The sequence below is a fragment of the Paracoccus sp. TRP genome (assembly GCF_000185925.1).
GTDB classification, from domain to species: Bacteria; Pseudomonadota; Alphaproteobacteria; order Rhodobacterales; family Rhodobacteraceae; genus Paracoccus; species Paracoccus kondratievae.
Genome location: NZ_AEPN01000019.1, coordinates 1 through 19,287, shown reverse-complemented (window position 1 = coordinate 19,287; position 19,287 = coordinate 1). Strand labels below are relative to the sequence as shown.

Genomic DNA, 19,287 nt, shown 5'->3' with positions numbered 1-19,287 from the left:
CCGCCGACCTAGCCTGCCATATGTGCGGCTTCGAGCCGGGCCGCGGGAAAGGCTGACAGCAGCCCGTCCAGCGCCAGCCTGTCCGGGGTCAGACAGCCCGCGGTCGAAAGCGCATCCGCAAGCGCCGCGCCGGGGGCCGAGACGCTGACCGCGCGCCACACCGGCCGCGCCGGCATACCGCTGTGCGGATCGATGATATGCCCGTCCTGCCCACCGGCATCGAAACAGGTTCCCAGCGGAGCCGAGGTCGCCAGCGCCCGGCCGCGCAGCGCGGTACTGCCACCATCGGCCAGCTGCACTGGCCAGTCTGCGCCATCGGGCCGCGCCCCCAGCGCACGCAATTCGCCGGTGTCGATCAGGATATTGCTCAGCCCCTCGGCCTCAAGCAGCGCGGCTATGCGGTCGGCGACATAGCCCTGACCAATACCGTTCAGCGTCAGCGCCATGCCGGGGGCAAGCGTGATGCGGCCAGAATCAAGGTTCACGCCCTGCCAGCCGATCCGGGCCAGCACCGCGCGACGCTCAGCCTTGGCCGGACGACGACCTTGGGTCGCAGCCTCGGCCCAAAGCGACCAGAGTGGCTGCACACTGGGATCAAACAACCCGCCGCTTGCGCGGTGAACGCTGCCAGCAAGCGACAGGCATTCGATCAGTTCAAATGGCGGAGCGTCCAGCGCCCCATCCCGGTTCAGGCGCGACAGTGCGCTTTCCGGGCGATAAAGGCTAAGGATGTTTTCCAGCCGCTCGATCTCGGCCAGGCAGCGGGCGGTGATGGCCCCGGCGTCAGGGTGGTCGATGTGGATCGCGGCGCGGGCGCCAAGCGCCTGCCCGACCCAATGGCGCGCGGGCCGGGCCTGCAATGTGGCGGGCAGCAAGGCAGCGGCAGCCGAAATGGTCAGAAAGCGACGACGGGAAAGGCTCATGTCGCAGGCTCCTCGGGTTGGTTCAGTGCGCGCAGGCGGTCCTGGAATTCAGCCTCGGAGCCGCTGTCGGCGGCGGCATCCCCGGGCGTCAGGACCATTGCGTCGGGGATGTCATTCAGACGCATGACCTGACCGCCATGCGCAGCGGCAAACTGCTCGGCCGCGGCGCGGCTGGAAAAAGGCACCGCCTCGGGCGCGCCCATACCGCCCATGCGGGACGAGCCAAGGACATAGAACGCATCCCCCGCAGCAATCCAGTTGCCCTGCCCCGGCTCGTCCCAGCCGGCACCGGGGCGGGCCATGTCATTGACGTGGATGGCAAGGATCGGGTGGCTTTGTTCGGGCATCCGGGCATAGGCGATGGCATCGCGGACCTGGCTGAAAAACAGTGGCGTCCCCGGCAGGCCCTTAAGATGCACCTGCGCCTTGGGGCCGGGATGTTCAAGCAGGTTCATCTGGCAGAAATGGCCCAGTGTTTCGGCATTCAGCTCGACCGGGTCGGTGTTCTGCGCGACCTCTTCGCGGCAGGCGGCAAGGCCGCAAAGCAGGATGAACACAAACGCCTTTCTCATGGCGTGACCTTTCGGAAAGCGGCAATGGCAAGCCCCAGTGCAGCCAGCGGCCAAAGAACCACCGACAGCGCCGATTGCCATAGCGGGATCGTCGCAGCAGCGCCGCCCATGCCAGCGGCGGCATTGGCAGCCTCGGCCGCGGCAAGGTTGAAAAGGCGAAAGGCGTCGGCGGGATTGGCAAGCAGCGCCACCGGCAGCACCCGGCCGGTCAGCGGTCCACCACCATCGGCAACGATCATCGCAAGCAGGCCCAGATCGTAAAGCACGACCAGACCCAGCCACAGCCCGACCGCAAGCCCCGCCGCACCGGACGGCCGCCGGGCAAGGCAGGACAGCGCATAGCCGACGCCAAGGAACGTGGCACCAAGCAACGTGGAGCTCCACATCAGTCGCCATAGCGCCGGCAGCCCCGCTGTCGAGGCGGGATCGACCCAGACCGCCGCCAGCGCCGCCGCGCCATAGCCCGCCCCCACCGCCAGTGCGAGGATCGCCATATGCGCGACAAGCTTGCCGGCCAGCACCTCGGCCCGGGCGACCGGATAGGTCAAAAGCAGCGGCAGGGTGCCACGCTCGACCTCTCCGGCAATGGCATCAAAGCTCATCAGCAGCGCAAGCAGCGGCACCAGATAGACAGCCAGCGAGGTCAGCGAAACCACGGTGACCGACAGCCGGTCGGCACCGATATCGCCGGTGGGCGCAGCACCTGCCGCCGCCAGGACCAGTGCAAAAACCACCATCAGACCAATGGCAATCGCCACCCAGCGGTTGCGCAACGCGATGCGGAACTCAAGCGCGGCGGTGGAAAGGATGCGGCGGATCATTGCCCGTCTCTCCGGCTGAAATGGCTGTAGATGTCCTCAAGGCTGGGCGGGATCACCTCAAGATCCGCGACCTGCGGCCCAAGCGTGGCGATATGCGCAAGCAGCGCCAGCTTTTCCGTTTGGGCGCAGGTCAGATGCAGCGTTCCGTCATCCGCCTGCCGCGCCTGCGGCAGCGCGGCGGCCAGCGCAGCAGCCGCATCGGGCGCGGGGGTGACGATCAGCGCAACCGGCAGCGCAGCGCGGCGGCGCAGATCGGAAAGCGTGCCTTCGGCCACCAGCCGACCCTGCGACAGGATCAAGATACGATCAGTACGGGCCTCGACCTCGGTCAGCGCATGTGAGGACAAAAGGATCGCCGCCCCTTCGGCCGCGAGCCCGTCGAGAAGCGCATAGAAATCGCGCCGCGACACCGGGTCCAGCCCCGAGGTCGGCTCATCCAGCACCAGCAGCCCTGGCCGTCCGATCAGCGCCTGAGCCAAACCGACGCGCTGGCGCATGCCCTTGGAATAGGTGCCGATGCGCCGCCCTGCCGCCCGGGCCAGCCCGACCCGCTCAGGCAGTTCCGACGCCCGGCGCGGGCTTTCGCCACGCAGCGAAAGATAATGGCGGATCTGTTCCTCTCCGGTCAGGGCGGGGTGAAAGGCCGCATTCTCGGGCAGATAGGCTACCTGCGCGCGGGCACGGGCCGAACCGGGCGCGGCACCGCAGACCTGCACCTGCCCCCCGTCGAAAGGGATCAGGCCAAGGATGATCTTCATCATCGTCGATTTGCCCGCACCGTTATGGCCCAAAAGCGCGACGCGCATCCCCGGCCCAAGGCTCAGCGACACCTCGCTGAGCGCGCTCACGCCCTGAAAGCGTTTAGTGAGTCGCGAGATCGTCAGGGTCGAATTCATCATAAGTTCCTTTTGCCCATCGCCCGGCAACCTCTTGCTCATAGGCCTCGATCTCGGGCGGGACGGGGATGGAGAGCGGCCGCATCAGCGGCGCGCTGTCCTGAACGCCGCCCGGCAGGGTGGCGGGAAAGCTTTGCTGGCTCCAACGGATCAGCTGTACGGCGGGCGCACCGGTCAGCAGCGCGGCGGCAGGCTGAGACCATAGGATGTGATCCATCAGGTCATTCGGGCGATAGACCCCGTCGGCAATCCCGTCGCCGTTCAGGTCAAAGCCCGGATGATCGGACCAGAAATTGCCCCGCCCGTCATGGCTCCATTCCACATGGCGGGTGCCGACATATTTCACCTGCTCGCGGTTGCCGATAAAGGCGTTCCCGGTCAGCACGTTACGTTCCGACCCCGCGGTAAAGTGAATGCCGATGCCGCAATCCTGAAAGCGGTTCTTCCAGATCAGGTTGCGATGGGCGTTGTAGATGAAAAGGCATTTCCGCTTGCCGCCCCGGATCAGGTTGCCGGTCACGTCGGCATTGTTGGCATAGTTCAGCATCAGCCCGTGTTCGCGGTCGCCAAGGCTGAAATTATCCCGGATCACCGCCCGGTCCGAAAACATGATGGCATAGCCAAGATGGTTGCCGATGCTGATATTGCCCGACACCTCGGTATTGCGGGTATACATGAAATGCACCGCAAAGCGCAGGTCGCGAAACAGGTTGCCGCGATAGATGCTGTCGGCGCTGGCGTTGGAAAAGATGCCGTCGCGGCCATGGCGGATGCTGTTGCCCTCGATCAGCGTGCCCGGACTGTTCCAGACATAGATGCCGTTGCCCCGCTCATTCATATGGGGGTGGCGGGTGCCGATAATCTCATTGCCGATGACCTGGGCGTCGCGGCCGCCATGCACGTCGATGCCATGCATATTGCCGCTAAGCCTCAGCCCGCGGATCTGGGCCCTGTCGGCGCCCTTGAGGATCTTGACCCCGGCGTCGAGGTCCTTGTTCACCCCGCCCGAACCGGTGACGGAAAAGCCGCGCAAAGTGACATCGGGTGCGGCAATGGTGATGACCGTGCCCTGCCCCTGCCCGTCCACGACCACACCGGGCGTGCCTGTGACGGTCAGCGGCCGATCAATGGTGACGGGACCGGCATGGGTCCCGTCCTGCAGTTGCAGCACATCGCCGGGCACAGCCCCGGCGATGGCGCGCGCCAGACTGTCCCCGCCCGGCATGACGACATGCTCGGCGGCCAGCGCCGGACAGGCCAGCAGCAGGGCAAGGATCGGGGACAGCCAGCGCATCGGATCAGCCCGCCTTCGGCTTGACCATCATGCGCCCGCGCATCTCCATATGCAGCGCGTGGCAGAACCACTGGCAGTAATACCAGTAGACGCCCGGATTGGCGGCCACGAAGGTCACCGAAGAAGTCTGCTGGGGCGAGATCTCCATCGCAACGCCATGGTTGCCCATGGTAAAGCCGTGGGTCAGGTCGTCGATCTCATCAAGGTTGGTGACGATGATCGTGACCTCGTCGCCTTCATTTACCGTAAAGCTTTCGACCGAAAAACTGGGCGCGACGCTGGTCATATAGACCCGCACCTTGTTGCCATCGCGGATGATCGTGTCGGTCCATTCATCAAGGTTGACACCATCGGCCTCGGCCTGCTTGCGGGTTTCGGCCCACATCGGGTCGTTACGGTCCCAGACCGAGCGGACATTGGACAGGACCGAGGGATGAACGGCGATCGCATCATGCGGCTCGGCAAAGGTCGGGCCGTCGTGAACCAGCACCATCTTGTCGCCCGAAATGTCGATCAGCTGGTCGTTTTCAGGCTTCAGCGGACCGACGTTCAGGAACCGGTCCTTGGAGAACTTGCACAGGCAGACCAGCCAGTCGTTGCTTGCGTCCAGCGTCTCGCCCATCACCGTCTTGAGGTGGCCCGGCTGGTAGTGAACGTCGATCTTGTCCTTGATCGGATCGACCTTTTCGCCCGCGTATGCGCGAATGGCGTCCTCGATGTTCCACTTGACCACCTGGCTGTCGAGGAACAGCGAGGTATAGGCGTTACCCCGCCCGTCAAAGGCGGTGTGCAGCGGGCCAAGACCCAGCTCCGGCTCGGCCACCACGGCGCTGCGGGGATCGGCGTTTTCGTAAAAGAGCGCGTCAAACCGGGTCACATCCAGCACCGTCACCGTGGGCGACAACTTGCCCGCGACACAAAGGTGCTTTTTATCCGGCGCCATGTTGCAGCCATGGGGGTTGTTGGCGATGGGGATGTAGCGGGTAAAAAGGCTGCCTGCCTCTTTGCGGCCGTCCAGCACCTTGACGCCGTTCAGTTCCTGATAGTTACCGGCGGCGATGGCCTTTTCGATCTCGGCAATGTTGAAGACCACGACATGGTCCATCTCGGCCTCGGTCATCTCGGCCAGCGTCATACCCATTTCCGAGTTATAGCTGGTCGAAAAGGCCCATTTGCCTTCGTAATCCGCGTCGCAGTTGTCCAGGTTGCCCGAGACGAGCACCTGCCAGGCGACATCCCATTTATCGGCGTCGACGGCGGTAAAGACGTTCACATAGGTAGACAGGTCCTCCATCGTGGTGCCGTCGTTGATCAGCGGCGCCTCGTCCTCGCCATTGCAGAAGACATAGTTCGTGCGTGGCCATTTCTGCGGGCGCAGACCATGGATGGCCTTGGCGTTCGGCACCTCAAGGATGGCATCGCATTTCATCACGTCGCAGCGTACCCGCGCCACGCGGGTATTGGCCTTGTCGTTCATGAACAGATAACGGCCGTCATATTTGCCCTCGGTAAAGGACATATGGACGTGGTGCAGGTCGCCGTTGTCATGGATGCGTTTCCCATTGGCGGCGAGCTGTTTTTTCGTCCGCTCGGTCATGCTGCGTTCATGGACGCGGATCGACTCATTGGTGACGCCCCAGCCGGTGGCCGAGCAGCGGTTAAAGACCGGCACCCGCATCAGCTCACGCATCGAGGGGATGCCAAGGATGCGCACCTCGCCCGTCTGGCCCGAGGACCAAAACCCGTAATAGCTGTCAAGCTGGCCCGGCGCGACCGCACCGTCGCCCGCGGCTGCCATAGCCGCACCGGCCCCGCCGACACTGGCGACACCCGCCGTGCCAAGCCCGACCGCCGCCGGCGCCAGCGCCAGCCGGCCGCCGAACGCGCCGGCGATGGCCGCGCTGCCCGCGGTCGCGCCCAGAAGCGCGCGCCGGCTAAGTCCCTTTTCGTGCTTCGATTCCATGATCGAACTCCTTCTTTCAAACTTCAATCTTGCGGGTGGCGTTAGGGTGGCCCGCAGGGGGCTGGCCCAGCCTGGGAGTGCTGCCTCCGGCCACGGCCTCACGCCGCTTGAGCTTTTTGATGACCACCGGACAGACGGATTTGGACTGGTAGAGCACCTGACAATGCAGACAGTTGATGCATTCGTTGGGATTGATCTCACCCGTCGGATGGATAGCCTGCACAGGGCATTGGCGGGCGCAGGTCTGACAGGGGTTACCGCATTCGTGGTAGCGCTTGAGCCAGTCGAACATGCGCATCCGCGCCGGTATCGCGAGCGCCGCACCAAGCGGGCACAGATAGCGGCAATAGAACCGCTCGACGAACAGTCCCGCGATCAGCAGCGCCGCCGCATAGGCGACAAAGGGCCATGCGCGCACGAATTTCAGGATGATCGCCGTCTTGAAGGGCTCGACCTCGGCCAGATGCTCGGCCTGTTCGACGCTCATCAGCGAGACACCGAACAGCCCAAGAAAGATCATGTACTTGACCGGCCACAGCCGTTCATTCAGACCCCAGGGCAGGGTCCATTGCGGGATGCGCAGCTTGCGCGCGATCTGGTTCGTCAGCTCTTGCAGCGCGCCAAAGGGGCACAGCCAGCCGCAATAGGCCCCCCGTCCCCAGAAAAGCAGCGCCGCCGCCACCGCAAACCACAGCACGAAAGTCAGCGGGTCCAGCAGGAACGCCTGCCAGCTAAAGCCGCTGACAAGGCTGCCAAACAGCGCCATCAGGTTCACAACCGAAAGTTGCGCATTGGCGTACCAGCCCAGCCAGACCAGCGTGACGGTCAGAAAACCCATGCGAAAGATGTAAAAGGCGCGCTCGCTGCGGGTGGCAAAGCTTTGGAAAAAGAACACCCCGGTCAGCACCAGCAGCATTGCCCCCAGCCCGACAATCCTGGCCTTGGAATCCAGCCAGATGCGTTTCCACAACTGGGCCTGCGCCGCGCCCTCATCAGGTTCGGACTGCGTGGCTGCGGCCTCGGGCGTGGGCACGGCAAGGCGGCGCAGGTAACGCTGGGGCAGTTGGTAGCCAAGGTCAAAAGTGTGAAAGACCTTGTCGATCGGCCCGACCTCGCGCTGCACTAGCAGCTGAATGCGGAACGGTTTCGCCGGATCAAACCCCGAGGCGGCGGGGATACGGAACAGGTCCATCTCGGTGAACTCTGGGGCGCCCTCGGCGGCGATCCCGTTCAGCCGCCGGTGATCACGGTCACGAAAGCGGACCGAAACGTCATCCTGAATAAGCACGATCCGGTCAAAGATACCGCCGCGCACATAGCCCGAACCTTTGAAGCTGTAGAGCCCGCGTCCCATCACCGCGATGGCGTGATCCCCCTCACCAAGCCAGCTTTGCAGGTTCGCTTGCTGCGCCTCTCCGATCACGGCCTTGCCTATGGCCGGGACCGAGACCAGCCCGGCGTGCATCTCGATAAAAGTAGTCTCGGGCGGCGCGCCAAGCGCCCGCTCGGCGGCGCGAGGGTCGGGGTTGGCGGCAAAAGCCGCGTTCACCTGCCCAACGTCCAGAGACAGCCGCCGCAGGGTTCCATCGCCCTCGATCTCGTGCCAGTCGGCCGGGGCGGCGGCGTCGGGGTCAATCTCGAATTCGGGGCCGGTTGCGGCGGCTTCGGGGGCAAGCCCGCCCAGACCCAGTGCCCGCGCGACCTTAAGGCCCGAACGCGTGATCGAATCGTCGATCACCATCACCGTTACCGTGGCGCCCGAGATGATCTCGACCTCATGCGCGGTGCCGCCCGATTGGGCCTCTGCCACCAGATCCAGACCCTGATAACCCTCGACCAGTGCCTTGACCCGGGCCTCGGGGATGCCGATCAGGACGATTGGTTCAGAGTGTCTGACCAGCTGGACGCCAGCGACCTTTGCATCCTTGTCCAGCGCCACCAGCGTATGAATGGGCTTGCCCGAATAGCCTGTGGTGCCGACGAAATCCGAGGTGACAAAGGCATGGGCCACCGTCTCGCCCCCCTTCAGCACTGGCGCGACGGCGAGATCGGACCTGATCGGGCCGAAGGCATCGGCACCGGGCACCAGATCGGCGGCATGCTGTTGCGGTAAAAGCTGCGCCAGCACGCTTTCCGCTGCGGCGGGCAACGCCGGAAAAAGCAGTGCAAAGGTCAGGATGAGACGGAATAGGGTCATACGGAGACATCCAGGAAATTTGCCCGGACCCCGCGCATCGGCCAGCCTGGCCGGGGTGCGCGCTGCATCTGGCCATTGCCCTCAGGCAAGGCAGCAACAGTCCGGGCATCAGGAAAGACGGGCGGGCCGCGCGTCAGGACAAGCGGGGGCCGGATTGCGCCATGTACCTGCGGGGCGGCCGGCAAAATGCCCGCCCGCGCATATGTCCGGACAACGATACCGGGCAGCGGCCGGGGCTGCGGATCGGCGCTGGCAAGCGGCAGGTTGCACAACCGGCAATCGTTACAGTCCTGAGGGGCGGGACGTTCATTGCCCTCGGCATCAAGCCAGACGGTGCGCGCATGACCACCGGCGCAGATGACCACCTGTTCCAGCGGGCCGGCGAGTGCCGCGGCCAGATGGCCGGGCATCGCCGCCCCGGTCGCCACCTGGCCGGCCAGAACGGTCAGGGCCATCACGACGAGAGAGAAAAAGCGTCGGACCTGGTTATGGACGGCTTGGTTGCGCATACCCCCTGTCTAGGCAAGCGGCCATTTGCTTCGTTGACTTTGATCAAAAACCGTTCGGTTTAATCGGGTAACGCCTGCGGCAGCCTGACGCAGGGGTCACAACCTTGGAAAATGAACAAGGCCGGCGCGAAACGCACCGGCCTTACAGCAGCTTTGGCGATGTTTTATGTGACGTCAGGCAGCGAGCGCCAGTTCCTCGGACCGGACCTGAGCAGCGGCAATCGCCTTTTCAGCAGCCTCAGGACCAAATGCGAGGCCTTCGACATAGACAACTTCGATATCGGTCATGCCCATGAAGCCCAGCACAGTGCGCAGATAGGGAACGGCATGGTTCATGCCCATAGCCGCGCCTTCCGAGTAAACGCCGCCCGCAGCGAGGACGACATAGACCTTTTTGCCGGTCACAAGCCCTTCGGGACCGTTTTCGGTATAACGGAAAGTCTGACCAGCACGGGCCACATTGTCGATCCAGCTTTTCAGCGTGGAGTAGATGTTAAAGTTGATCAGACCGGTGCCGATGATCACCGCATCAGCCGCCAAAAGCTCGGCAACCAGTTTGTCAGAATAGGCAGCGGCAGCGGCCTCTTGCTCATTGCGTGCCTCGGCGGGTTTGCGGATCGCCGAAGTCGTCACCGTATCAAGATGGGGGATCGGCTCGGCACCCAGATCGCGGTGATGGATCTGTGCATCGGGGTTTTTCGCGCGCAGGGCATTGGCCAGATCGGTGGCAACCTTGCTCGACAGCGATTCATCGCCACGCGGGCTCGAAGTGATCAGCAGAATTGAGGACATGATCCCAGTCTTTCCTTGTCTTTCAGTTTTCCCTGACGGCCCGGGGCCGTTGCATGGGCGATAACCTAGGGCTGGAATATGATCCGTAAAACCGATAAAATATCGAAGTTAGTTATCGAAAAAATGGATGGCAAAGATGGAAGCCAACCCCACCCTTGACCAGTTGCAGGTCTTTCTGGCCGTCGCCGAAAGCGGGGGGTTTTCGGCTGCCTCGCGCCAGCTGAACCGGGCGCAATCGGTGGTCAGCTACACCATTGCCAATCTTGAGGCGCAGCTGGATGTGGTTCTGTTTGAGCGTGCCGGCCCACGCCGGCCCCGTCTGACCGAGGCTGGCAAGGCCCTGCTGACCGATGCACGGCGGATCGTTTCGGACCTGCAGGTTCTGCGGGCGCGGGCGCGCAGCCTTAAACAGGGGCTTGAGGCTGAGCTGTCCCTGGCGATCAGCGTCATGGTGCCCTCGGAAATCGTGGTCGCGGTCCTGCGCGGGTTTCGTGACACCTTCCCCTCGGTGGCGCTGAACCTGACGGTGGGTGAACTGGGCGCGGTGATGAACCTTGTAATCAACGGCAAGGCAGATATCGGCATCGGCGGCGCGCCTCTGCTGAACAATGACCTGATCTCGGCCGATAAGCTGGGGCATTCTTTCATGGTGCCGGTGGCCGCTGCCAGCCACCCTTTGGCCCGGCTGGGCCGCCCCCTGACCCTTGCCGATGTGCGCGAAGAGGTTCAACTGGTGGTCACTGACGCCTCGGGCCTGACCAGCGGGCGAAACTTCAACGTCCTTTCCTACAAGATCTGGCGCGTCGGCGATGTGGCGACCAAGCACCAACTGATCCGCGGCGGGCTTGGCTGGGGCGGACTGCCGGCTGCTCTGGTCAGAAAGGACCTGAAATGCGGGCGGCTGGTACAGCTGGATCTGGATGCCTACGAACTGGGCGAATACTCGCTTTATGCGCTTTGCCGGGCTGACCATTCGCCGGGCCCCGCGACCAGCTGGCTGATCGAGGCGTTTCGCCAACGGCTGTCGGCCTGTCCCAAGCAGGTCGACCTGTCCAATCTTGCCAAGGCCGGGGACGAATGCGTCACGGTGAAACCGGCCTGACCGGGCACGGCATGCAACCGGCACTTGCCTATGGGTCCATGATGAAATTTCATGGTCTCTGACCCGCCGCCAGAAGCAGGCCTCCGATGACCCGCCTTCGCGTCCCCCCGCTCAGCGCCCTTGTTGCATTTCAGACCGTCGCCCGCTGCGGCTCGATCTCGGCCGCCGCACAAATCCTGGGGCTGACGCAAAGCGGGGTCAGCCGCCAGATCGCCCGGCTTGAGGATCATGTCGGCGCAGTGCTTTTCGAACGCACGACCTCTGGCGTCATGCTGAATGCGCTGGGGCAGGAATATGCCTTGCAGGTCGGCCAGGCCATGGATGCACTTTCGGTGCTGAGCGAGGGAATGCCCGGCACACATGACAGTCACCGTGTCGTGCTGGCCTGCTCACAGGGCGTGGCCGATCTGTGGGTGATGCCGCGTCTTGCCGCCCTGCACCACGAGTTGCCCTGGCTTGAGCTGAAGTTGCGGGTGGACGAGAATATCTCGCAGCTGCGGCCAGATGAATATGATCTGGCGCTTTACCACCGCCCGGGCCGGGTGGCCGATTTCGTCATGCATCCGCTTGGCGCCGAAGAGATGGTGCCCGTCACAGCCCCCGGGCAGCCGCTGCTGGCCGAAATGGAAACCCCACTGCTGTTGACCATGGAAGAAACCTTCAAAGAGTGGACAGATTGGGGCAACTGGCTTTTCAGCGCCGGCGTCACCCTGCCCGAGGCAACGATGCGCTGGAAAATGGGCAGCTACCGGCTGGCGATCGAGGCAGCAGTGCAGGGAACCGGCGTTGCCATGGGCTGGACATGGCTGGTCCAGGACCTGATCGACGCCGGCCATCTTGTCCAGGCCCACCCATACCGGCTGATGGGTCAGGGGCGCTATTACCTGATACGCCCGACCCAGCGGCACCTGCGCGCACCGGCGAAAAAGCTGTTCGATTGGCTGGTAGCAAGCAACCGTCACGGGATCACGAAATGATCCGGCCTCGCCGCCCTGCCCCTGCGTCAAAGGGGTATGACTGAAAATCATTTGCCTTGCCCTGCCCGCGCCATAGGGTTGAGCCCTGCCAACAGGTCACGGGATCGTTCAACACGGGGAGGCGCCGTATCTGCGGCGTAAAAACACATGAACCACGGACAACCCTCGCAGATCGGGCGGCGCGGCTTGCTTGCCGGCGCGGCGGGACTATCGGCACTGGCGCTGTTCCCCGGCCGGCTGTCTGCCCAGGACACCCCCCGACGGGGCGGCCTTTTGCGCATGGGGCTGGGCGGCGGCTCGACCACCGACGATTTCGATCTGCGCAAGCTCAACGACTGGGTGCCGGTGAACCAGGCCTATATGGTGATGAACGGCCTGGTCGAGATCGACGCCGAAAACATCGCCCGGCCCGAGCTGTTTGAAAGCTGGGAGACTGGCGAAGGCGCCGAGGAATGGCTGTTCCGCGTCCGTCAGGGCATCACCTTCCACAACGGCAAGACCCTGACCGCCGATGACATCGTCTATTCGCTGAACCTGCACCGGGGCGACAGCTCTTCGGCGGCGCGTTCGATTGCAGCGGCGTTCAGCGACGTCCGGAAAGTATCGCAACATGAGGTCAGGATAACCCTGACCTCGGGCAACGCCGACCTGCCCTATGTCTTGTCGGATTATCATTTCCTCGTCGTGCCCGAGGGCTTTACCGACTGGGCAAACCCCATCGGCACCGGCCCCTTTGTCCCCGAAAGCATCGAGCCGGGCGTGCGTGCACGTTTCCGTCGCAGCCCTGATTACTGGAAGCCGGGCTGCGCCAATGTCGATACGGTCGAGGTCATCGTCATTAACGATATCGCCGCCCGCACCAACGCGCTGATGTCGGGACAGGTGCAGGTGATCAATAACCTTGATCTCAAGACCGTGGATCTGCTGGCACGCAACCGCAATCTGGAGATCGTGCGCTCAAAGGGCGGGCAACACTATACCTTCCTCATGGATTGCACCAAGGCGCCGTTTTCGGATGCGAATGTGCGGCTGGCGGTGAAACATGCGGTGGACCGTGAACTGCTGCTCAAGACCGCGCTTCTGGGCAATGGAGCACTTGGCAACGACCACCCGATCCCGTCCTCGGACCGTTTTTTCAACAGTGAACTGCCGCAGCGCCCATATGATCCGGACAAAGCCAGATTCCATCTGCGGCAGGCGGGGCTTGAGGGGCTGACGCTTACGCTGCACAGCTCGGATGCGGCATTCCCGGGGGCGGTGGACGCAGCAGCGATATATCGCACCACGGCCGCCCCGGCAGGGATCGAGGTCGCCATCCAGCGCGAGCCTGCCGACGGCTATTGGGACAATGTCTGGATGAAGGCGCCCTTCTGCATGTCCTATTGGGGCGGAAGGCCGACGGCAGATCAGATGCTGACCATCGCCTATGCCTCTGGCTCGGCCCAGAACGACACCCATTGGGCCAATGCCGATTTCGACCGGTTGCTGACCGAGGCGCGCGCCCTGCTCGACGACAGCCGCCGCCGCGAGATCTATTGGGAGTTGCAGCGCATGATCCATGACGATGGCGGCGCGATGATCCCGATGTTCGGCGACTATCTCGACGCCGTTTCGGTCAAGGTCAAAGGGGTCACGCCGCATCCGATGTTCAACCTGATGGGCGCGCGTATGGCCGAAAAGGTCTGGCTGGACTGATGGCGTGGCTGATCCTGCAGCGGCTGGGACTGGGGGTCATCACCCTGGTCTTGGTCTCGATGTTGGTCTTTACGGGCACCGAGATCCTGCCCGGCGACGTGGCCGCCGCAATCCTTGGCCAGAATGCGACACCTGAGTCACTGGCCGCGCTGCGGCAAGAACTTGGCCTCGATTCCGGGCCGGTCGCGCGTTACCTCGCCTGGGCCTCGGGTATTCTGCATGGCGATCTGGGGCAGTCGCTGGCCAATCGCCAGCCGGTTGGCGAGCTGCTTTGGCCACGGTTTGGCAATACCATGGCGCTGGCCGGCTATGCGGCCGTCATCGCTGTGCCGCTGGCAGTCGGGCTGGGGATATCCTCGGCAGCCCTTCGCGGCTCGTTCTTTGATCGGGCGGCGAATGTCGTGGCGCTGGCGACCGTCTCATTGCCGGAATATTTCCTGGGACTGCTGCTGATCCTGTTCGTCTCGGTCCAGTGGGGGCTGTTGCCAAGCCTTGCCGATACTTGGTCCGGCATGGGTCTGGCAGCATGGCTGCAGGCCACGACCCTGCCGATGCTGGTGCTGGTTCTGGTGACCGTTGCGCAGATCATGCGCATGACCCGTACGACTGTCCTTGCAGTAATGGACCAGCCCTTCATCGAAACGGCCTGCCTCAAGGGGTTGCCCATGGGCCGCGTCGTGCTGATCCATGCCGTGCCGAATGCGCTTGGCCCGACCATCAATGTCGTCGCTTTTAACCTGACCTATCTGATCGCCGGTGTGGTGCTGGTCGAGACAATCTTCAATTACAACGGGCTGGGCCGGTTCATGGTCGATGCGGTCTCGAAACGAGACGTGCCGATGGTGCAGGCGGCCGCAATGGTCTTTGCCGCTGTCCATGTGGTGATGAACATGCTGGCCGATATCGCCGCCATCGCGCTGAATCCTCGCCTGCGCCACCCACGCGTGAAGGAGTCCTGAGATGACCCTGCCGGTTTTCGGACGGATCCCCCTCTCGGCCGTCTTTGGCACGCTGATCCTTGCGGGGACGTTGGTGCTGTTTCTCTTTGGACCGATGCTTGCCCCCTATGGACAGGAAGATGTGCTGGGCATGCCCTTTGCCGAGCCGTCTGCCGCCCATCCCCTTGGGCTGGACCAGAACGGGCGGGACATGATGTCGCGCCTTTTGCACGGGGCGCGCATGTCGGTGGGCGTGTCGCTGGCGGCGGTGGTGATCTCATTCTGCATCGGGGTGCCGCTGGGCTTTCTGGCTGCGCTGAGGGGTGGCTGGCCCGATCTGATCGGGGCACGACTGGTCGATATCGTCATGTCTATTCCGGTGCTGATCTCGGCGCTTGTCGTCTTGCAGGCACTTGGTTCAAGCTTGCCGGTCCTGATCGGAACCATCGCGCTTTTGGACAGCACGCGGGTGTTTCGCCTTGCCCGCATCCTGGCACAAGGGATCGTGGTGATGGAATATGCCGAGGTCGCCCGTCTGCGCGGCGAGGGCCTGTGGTGGATGCTGCGCCGCGAGATCCTGCCCAATGCCCTGCCGCCGTTGATGGCCGAATTCGGGATGCGCTTCTGCTTTGCCTTCCTGTTCGTCGCTGGGCTGTCTTACCTTGGGCTGGGGGTGCAGCCGCCCTTTGCCGACTGGGGCGGCATGGTGCGCGACTGCCAGCAGGGCATCCTTTACGGCCTTTACGCGCCCCTGTTTCCGGCCGGAACGATCGCGCTTGTCACCATCGGCGTCAACCTTGTCGTTGACTGGGCGCTGGCCGGACGCACCACCATACAGGGAGAAAACCGATGAGCCATGTACTGCAGATCCGTGACCTCAGGGTCGAAGCGCCGGATGGCACGGCACTGCTGCACGGCGTCTCGCTGGACCTGAACCCGGGTGAGGTACTGGGTCTGATCGGGGAATCCGGTGCGGGAAAATCGACGGTTGCGCTGGCCTCGATGGGCTATGGCCGGGGCGGCTGCCGCATCACAGGGGGCGAAATCCGCCTTGCCGGGACCGAGATGCGCACCGCACCGCGCCAGACACGGGAGGCTTTGCGCGGCACCCGCATCGCTTATGTGGCGCAAAGCGCTGCGGCAGCCTTTAACCCGGCGATGCGGCTGGAACGCCAGATCCTCGAAGTGCCGCGCGTCCACGGGCTGATGAACGAGGCCGAGGCCCGCGTCTGGATGACCGACCTGTTCAGCGCCCTGCAATTGCCGGACCCCGAACATTTCGGCCGGCGGTTTCCGCATCAGGTCTCGGGCGGGCAGTTGCAGCGGGCGATGATCGCCATGGCCATGGCAGGAAAGCCCGATATCCTGGTGCTGGACGAGCCGACGACCGCGCTGGACGTCACCACCCAGATCGAGGTGCTGCGGCTGTTGCGCGACGTGATCCGCCGCTATGGGACCGCCGCGCTTTACATCACTCATGACCTGGCGGTGATCGCCCAGATCGCCGACCGGCTGATGGTGCTACGCAATGGGCGCGAAGTCGAGACCGGCCCGACCGCCGCGCTGCTTGACACGCCGCAACAGGATTACACCCGCCTGCTGGTGGCCGAGCGGCACGGCAGCCTGACTGCCTCGCAGCGCATGCACAATCCTGGCAAGGATGAATTGCTGGCAATCGAAGGTGTCGATGCCTTCTATGGCCGGACACAGGTTCTGCATGACGTCTCGCTGCGCCTGAACCGGGGTGAAACGCTGGCCGTGGTGGGCGAATCCGGCTCGGGCAAGTCGACGCTGGCACGGCTGATCGCCGGACTTTTGCCACCGGCGCGGGGCGAAGTAAGGCTGGACGGCGCATGCCTGCCACCGGAGTTGAGCCAGCGCGACAACGCCCAGCTACGGCGTGTCCAGCTTGTCTATCAGTTGCCCGATGTGGCATTGAACCCGCACCAGACCGTGGGTGAGGCGATCGGCCGACCGCTGGCGCTGTTCGGAGGACTGCGCGGCCGGGCGCTGAAAGACGAGGTTGCGCGGCTGTTGGATCAGATCGGCCTGCCCGCCTGTTTCGCCGCCCGGCTGCCCGGCGCATTGTCTGGCGGGCAGAAACAGCGCGTCTGCATCGCCCGTGCGCTGGCGGCAAAGCCGGATCTGCTGATCTGCGACGAGGTGACCTCGGCACTTGATCCGCTGGTGGCCGAGGACATCCTGCGCCTCTTGCTCCAGCTTCAGGACGAATTGGGCATCGCCTATCTTTTCATCACCCACGACCTGTCGGTGGTCCGCCGCCTCGCCGACCGGGTGATGGTGATGCAGACGGGCCGGATCATCGAGACAGCCGGGACCGCGACGCTATTTGCGACGCCGGAGCAGGCCTATACGCGCCGCCTGCTTGCCGCAGTCCCCGAGCTGCGCACCGATTGGCTGGACGAGGTCACCGCCGCGCACTGATCCCCGCCCCTCCATCCGCCGACGCAGGCCCCTTACGCGGCGCCGGTCCCTTTCCTGATGCCAGCGGAGAGTAAAATGAGCATAGAAGTTATTGAAAACACTTGGATAACACTGAGTGACGGCACCCGTCTTGCGGCGCGGATCTGGCTACCCAGTGGCGCACGGTCGCATCCGGTCCCCGCGGTTCTGGAATATATTCCCTATCGTAAACGCGACGGAACCCGGGGCCGGGACGAGCCAATGCACGGCTATTTCGCACAGCGCGGCTATGCCTCAATTCGGGTGGACATGCGCGGCAGCGGCGATTCCGACGGTCATCTGGCCGATGAGTACCTGGCGCAGGAACAGGATGACGCTCTTGAGATCATCGACTGGATCGCCGCGCAGGAATGGTGCTCGGGCAATGTCGGGATGATGGGAAAAAGCTGGTCGGGCTTTAACTGCCTGCAAGTCGCCATGCGCCGCCCGCCCGCGCTAAAGGCCGTCCTGAGCTGTTATTCGACTGACGACCGTTTCCGCGACGACATCCATTTCATGGGCGGCTGTCTGCTGAACGACAACCTGTGGTGGGGTTCGATCATGCTGGCCTATCAGGCCCGTCCGCTTGACCCCGAGATCGCCGGAGCAGGCTGGCGCGATCGCTGGCTTGAGCGGATCAGGAACCTGCCCTTCTTTCCGGCGCTATGGGCCGCCCATCAAAGCTATGACGACTATTGGAAACATGGTTCGGTCCAAGAGGACTGGTCCGCGATTCAATGCCCGGTGCTGGTGGTCGGTGGCTGGGTAGACAGCTATACCAACTCGGTCCCGCGCCTGCTGGAAAAGCTGCCGGTGCCAAGCCGCGGCATCATCGGCCCCTGGGGTCATGTCTATCCCCATGACGGTGTCCCCGGGCCCGCGATCGGCTTTCTGCAAGAGGCGGTGCGCTGGTGGGATCACTGGCTCAGGGGCATTGATACCGGAGTGATGGATGAGCCGCAGCTGCGCGCCTTTATCAACGACCCCACACCTCCGACCGGCACCCGAAAAGAACAGCCCGGCCGCTGGGTGGGTGAGATGCGCTGGCCCAGCCCCACCATCCTGCCACATGTGCTGCATCTGCATGCGAATGGCACGCTTGCGCCCATGCCCCGGACTGACGACGCGGAACTGTCGATCCGCTCGCCTCAGGATCACGGCCGCGCCGGGGGTGAATGGATGGGCACCGGCTGCGAGGGCGAGATGCCGACCGATCAGCGCCTTGATGACGGGGGGGCGCTGAATTTTACCTCTGCCGCGCTGACCGATGCGGTCGAGATCCTTGGCGCGCCAGAGCTTGAGCTTGAGCTTGGCGCCGATGTCCCGGTGGCCCAGCTTGGCGTACGACTGTGCGACGTGCTGCCCTCGGGCGAGGTGCTGCGTGTCTCGTATCAGGTGCTGAACCTCACCCACCGGGACAGTCACGAAACGCCGACGCCGCTGGAGCCCGGCCAGCGCTATCGCATCAAGATCATGCTGTCGGCCTGTGGGCATCGCTTCCTGCCCGGGCACCGGATCCGGGTGTCAATCGGAACAGCATATTGGCCAATGATCTGGCCCGCGCCGCAACCCGCCACGGTGACGATCCGGCCCGGAGATTGCCGCCTGACGCTGCCCATGCGTGACCCCTCGGCCCCGCAAGCCGAGGTGTCCTTTCCCCCGCCCTCTTCTGGAGTTTTGGCCGTTTTGACGCGAACTGATCCTGGCTTGGTGCTGCGCGCGTCGTCGTTTGACCATGTCACCGGGGTTGCGCACTATATCACCGAGGGGCGGGGCGGGCTTTTCGGTGAGGGGATCGTGCGCATTGATGAGACCGGCACCGAACTGGCCCATAACCTGCGCCGTGAGCTGACCATCCGGCCCGACGATCCCCTGTCGGCACGCTATGTCCTGACCCAAAGCTATGAGATGGGCCGCAAAGGCTGGCGCACACGTATCGAAACCGTCACGGAGATGAGCGCGGATGCCGGGCGTTTCTTCCTGAAAGGCCGGCTGATCGCCTATGAAGGCGCGAACGAGGTCGCACGACGCGATTGGGACGAGACAATCCCCCGCCATCTGCTCTGACGCAAAAGGGGGCGCTGCCGCCCCCTGCACTCTGTCTTGACCGTCGCCTCCTTTTGGGGACCTTCTGTGTCGAAGGGA

16 protein-coding genes are annotated in these 19,287 nt (G+C 63.9%); 7 read left to right on the top strand and 9 right to left on the bottom strand.

Annotation, left to right across the window (positions count from 1 at the left end):
* Positions 1 to 8 precede the first annotated feature (8 nt).
* The 9 genes from PARACOCCUSGL_RS0111430 to PARACOCCUSGL_RS0111390 all read right to left on the bottom strand — a co-directional run bounded on the left by PARACOCCUSGL_RS0111430 (position 9) and on the right by PARACOCCUSGL_RS0111390 (position 9,967).
* Positions 9 to 923 carry an FAD:protein FMN transferase gene (locus tag PARACOCCUSGL_RS0111430; RefSeq protein ID WP_010396565.1) on the bottom strand — a complete coding sequence of 305 codons (915 nt, stop codon included), beginning with the start codon at positions 921 to 923 and terminating at the stop codon, positions 9 to 11.
* Positions 920 to 1,495, bottom strand: coding sequence for a nitrous oxide reductase accessory protein NosL (locus tag PARACOCCUSGL_RS0111425; protein ID WP_010396562.1), 576 nt, complete (start codon positions 1,493 to 1,495; stop codon positions 920 to 922). The genes PARACOCCUSGL_RS0111430 and PARACOCCUSGL_RS0111425 overlap by 4 nt, the downstream gene beginning before the upstream one ends.
* Complete coding sequence (locus tag PARACOCCUSGL_RS0111420) at positions 1,492 to 2,316, bottom strand: ABC transporter permease (RefSeq protein ID WP_010396558.1); 825 nt, start codon at positions 2,314 to 2,316, stop codon at positions 1,492 to 1,494. Before PARACOCCUSGL_RS0111420 ends, PARACOCCUSGL_RS0111425 begins: the two co-directional genes overlap by 4 nt.
* Entirely contained in the window at positions 2,313 to 3,212 is a 900-nt protein-coding gene (locus PARACOCCUSGL_RS0111415; RefSeq protein ID WP_010396556.1) for an ABC transporter ATP-binding protein, read from the bottom strand. The genes PARACOCCUSGL_RS0111420 and PARACOCCUSGL_RS0111415 overlap by 4 nt, the downstream gene beginning before the upstream one ends.
* The gene (locus tag PARACOCCUSGL_RS0111410) at positions 3,178 to 4,506 is read right to left on the bottom strand and encodes a nitrous oxide reductase family maturation protein NosD (RefSeq protein ID WP_010396554.1); all 1,329 of its coding nucleotides are present in this window, start codon (positions 4,504 to 4,506) and stop codon (positions 3,178 to 3,180) included. Before PARACOCCUSGL_RS0111410 ends, PARACOCCUSGL_RS0111415 begins: the two co-directional genes overlap by 35 nt.
* 4 nt (positions 4,507 to 4,510) lie before the next feature.
* Positions 4,511 to 6,469 (bottom strand): TAT-dependent nitrous-oxide reductase, encoded by a 1,959-nt coding sequence (gene nosZ / locus PARACOCCUSGL_RS0111405; RefSeq protein ID WP_010396551.1) that lies wholly within the window; start codon positions 6,467 to 6,469, stop codon positions 4,511 to 4,513.
* Between the two features lie 16 nt (positions 6,470 to 6,485).
* On the bottom strand, positions 6,486 to 8,666 hold the full coding sequence (locus tag PARACOCCUSGL_RS0111400; protein ID WP_010396550.1) for a NosR/NirI family protein: 2,181 nt from the start codon (positions 8,664 to 8,666) through the stop codon (positions 6,486 to 6,488).
* Positions 8,663 to 9,175, bottom strand: a complete 513-nt coding sequence (locus PARACOCCUSGL_RS0111395; protein ID WP_010396548.1) for a hypothetical protein — start codon at positions 9,173 to 9,175, stop codon at positions 8,663 to 8,665. Before PARACOCCUSGL_RS0111395 ends, PARACOCCUSGL_RS0111400 begins: the two co-directional genes overlap by 4 nt.
* 174 nt (positions 9,176 to 9,349) lie before the next feature.
* Positions 9,350 to 9,967 carry an FMN-dependent NADH-azoreductase gene (locus PARACOCCUSGL_RS0111390; protein ID WP_010396545.1) on the bottom strand — a complete coding sequence of 206 codons (618 nt, stop codon included), beginning with the start codon at positions 9,965 to 9,967 and terminating at the stop codon, positions 9,350 to 9,352.
* A gap of 136 nt (positions 9,968 to 10,103) precedes the next feature.
* Here PARACOCCUSGL_RS0111390 and PARACOCCUSGL_RS0111385 point away from each other — a divergent pair, with 136 nt between their 5' ends.
* The 7 genes from PARACOCCUSGL_RS0111385 to PARACOCCUSGL_RS0111355 all read left to right on the top strand — a co-directional run bounded on the left by PARACOCCUSGL_RS0111385 (position 10,104) and on the right by PARACOCCUSGL_RS0111355 (position 19,209).
* Positions 10,104 to 11,069 carry a LysR family transcriptional regulator gene (locus PARACOCCUSGL_RS0111385; protein WP_029372099.1) on the top strand — a complete coding sequence of 322 codons (966 nt, stop codon included), beginning with the start codon at positions 10,104 to 10,106 and terminating at the stop codon, positions 11,067 to 11,069.
* Positions 11,070 to 11,155: 86 nt separating this feature from the next.
* On the top strand, positions 11,156 to 12,046 hold the full coding sequence (locus PARACOCCUSGL_RS0111380) for a LysR family transcriptional regulator (RefSeq protein ID WP_010396541.1): 891 nt from the start codon (positions 11,156 to 11,158) through the stop codon (positions 12,044 to 12,046).
* Positions 12,047 to 12,193: 147 nt separating this feature from the next.
* Positions 12,194 to 13,741 (top strand): ABC transporter substrate-binding protein, encoded by a 1,548-nt coding sequence (locus PARACOCCUSGL_RS0111375; protein ID WP_010396539.1) that lies wholly within the window; start codon positions 12,194 to 12,196, stop codon positions 13,739 to 13,741.
* Positions 13,741 to 14,700, top strand: a complete 960-nt coding sequence (locus PARACOCCUSGL_RS0111370) for an ABC transporter permease (RefSeq protein ID WP_010396537.1) — start codon at positions 13,741 to 13,743, stop codon at positions 14,698 to 14,700. The genes PARACOCCUSGL_RS0111375 and PARACOCCUSGL_RS0111370 overlap by 1 nt, the downstream gene beginning before the upstream one ends.
* A 1-nt stretch (position 14,701) precedes the next feature.
* Positions 14,702 to 15,532: an ABC transporter permease gene (locus PARACOCCUSGL_RS0111365; RefSeq protein WP_010396535.1), complete on the top strand. Its 831-nt coding sequence runs from the start codon at positions 14,702 to 14,704 to the stop codon at positions 15,530 to 15,532.
* Positions 15,529 to 17,124: an ABC transporter ATP-binding protein gene (locus tag PARACOCCUSGL_RS0111360; protein ID WP_010396533.1), complete on the top strand. Its 1,596-nt coding sequence runs from the start codon at positions 15,529 to 15,531 to the stop codon at positions 17,122 to 17,124. Before PARACOCCUSGL_RS0111365 ends, PARACOCCUSGL_RS0111360 begins: the two co-directional genes overlap by 4 nt.
* Positions 17,125 to 17,199: 75 nt before the next feature.
* Positions 17,200 to 19,209 carry a CocE/NonD family hydrolase gene (locus tag PARACOCCUSGL_RS0111355; protein WP_029372097.1) on the top strand — a complete coding sequence of 670 codons (2,010 nt, stop codon included), beginning with the start codon at positions 17,200 to 17,202 and terminating at the stop codon, positions 19,207 to 19,209.
* The last annotated feature ends 78 nt before the right edge of the window (positions 19,210 to 19,287 follow it).

Bases quoted from the DNA above. Each gene is read 5' to 3' on its own strand.
- PARACOCCUSGL_RS0111430 (WP_010396565.1), bottom strand. From the start codon at position 923: ATGAGCCTTTCCCGTCGTCGCTTTCTGACCATTTCGGCTGCCGCTGCC.
- PARACOCCUSGL_RS0111425 (WP_010396562.1), bottom strand. From the start codon at position 1,495: ATGAGAAAGGCGTTTGTGTTCATCCTGCTTTGCGGCCTTGCCGCCTGC.
- PARACOCCUSGL_RS0111420 (WP_010396558.1), bottom strand. From the start codon at position 2,316: ATGATCCGCCGCATCCTTTCCACCGCCGCGCTTGAGTTCCGCATCGCG.
- PARACOCCUSGL_RS0111415 (WP_010396556.1), bottom strand. From the start codon at position 3,212: ATGAATTCGACCCTGACGATCTCGCGACTCACTAAACGCTTTCAGGGC.
- PARACOCCUSGL_RS0111410 (WP_010396554.1), bottom strand. From the start codon at position 4,506: ATGCGCTGGCTGTCCCCGATCCTTGCCCTGCTGCTGGCCTGTCCGGCG.
- nosZ (WP_010396551.1), bottom strand. From the start codon at position 6,469: ATGGAATCGAAGCACGAAAAGGGACTTAGCCGGCGCGCGCTTCTGGGC.
- PARACOCCUSGL_RS0111400 (WP_010396550.1), bottom strand. From the start codon at position 8,666: ATGACCCTATTCCGTCTCATCCTGACCTTTGCACTGCTTTTTCCGGCG.
- PARACOCCUSGL_RS0111395 (WP_010396548.1), bottom strand. From the start codon at position 9,175: ATGCGCAACCAAGCCGTCCATAACCAGGTCCGACGCTTTTTCTCTCTC.
- PARACOCCUSGL_RS0111390 (WP_010396545.1), bottom strand. From the start codon at position 9,967: ATGTCCTCAATTCTGCTGATCACTTCGAGCCCGCGTGGCGATGAATCG.
- PARACOCCUSGL_RS0111385 (WP_029372099.1), top strand. From the start codon at position 10,104: ATGGAAGCCAACCCCACCCTTGACCAGTTGCAGGTCTTTCTGGCCGTC.
- PARACOCCUSGL_RS0111380 (WP_010396541.1), top strand. From the start codon at position 11,156: ATGACCCGCCTTCGCGTCCCCCCGCTCAGCGCCCTTGTTGCATTTCAG.
- PARACOCCUSGL_RS0111375 (WP_010396539.1), top strand. From the start codon at position 12,194: ATGAACCACGGACAACCCTCGCAGATCGGGCGGCGCGGCTTGCTTGCC.
- PARACOCCUSGL_RS0111370 (WP_010396537.1), top strand. From the start codon at position 13,741: ATGGCGTGGCTGATCCTGCAGCGGCTGGGACTGGGGGTCATCACCCTG.
- PARACOCCUSGL_RS0111365 (WP_010396535.1), top strand. From the start codon at position 14,702: ATGACCCTGCCGGTTTTCGGACGGATCCCCCTCTCGGCCGTCTTTGGC.
- PARACOCCUSGL_RS0111360 (WP_010396533.1), top strand. From the start codon at position 15,529: ATGAGCCATGTACTGCAGATCCGTGACCTCAGGGTCGAAGCGCCGGAT.
- PARACOCCUSGL_RS0111355 (WP_029372097.1), top strand. From the start codon at position 17,200: ATGAGCATAGAAGTTATTGAAAACACTTGGATAACACTGAGTGACGGC.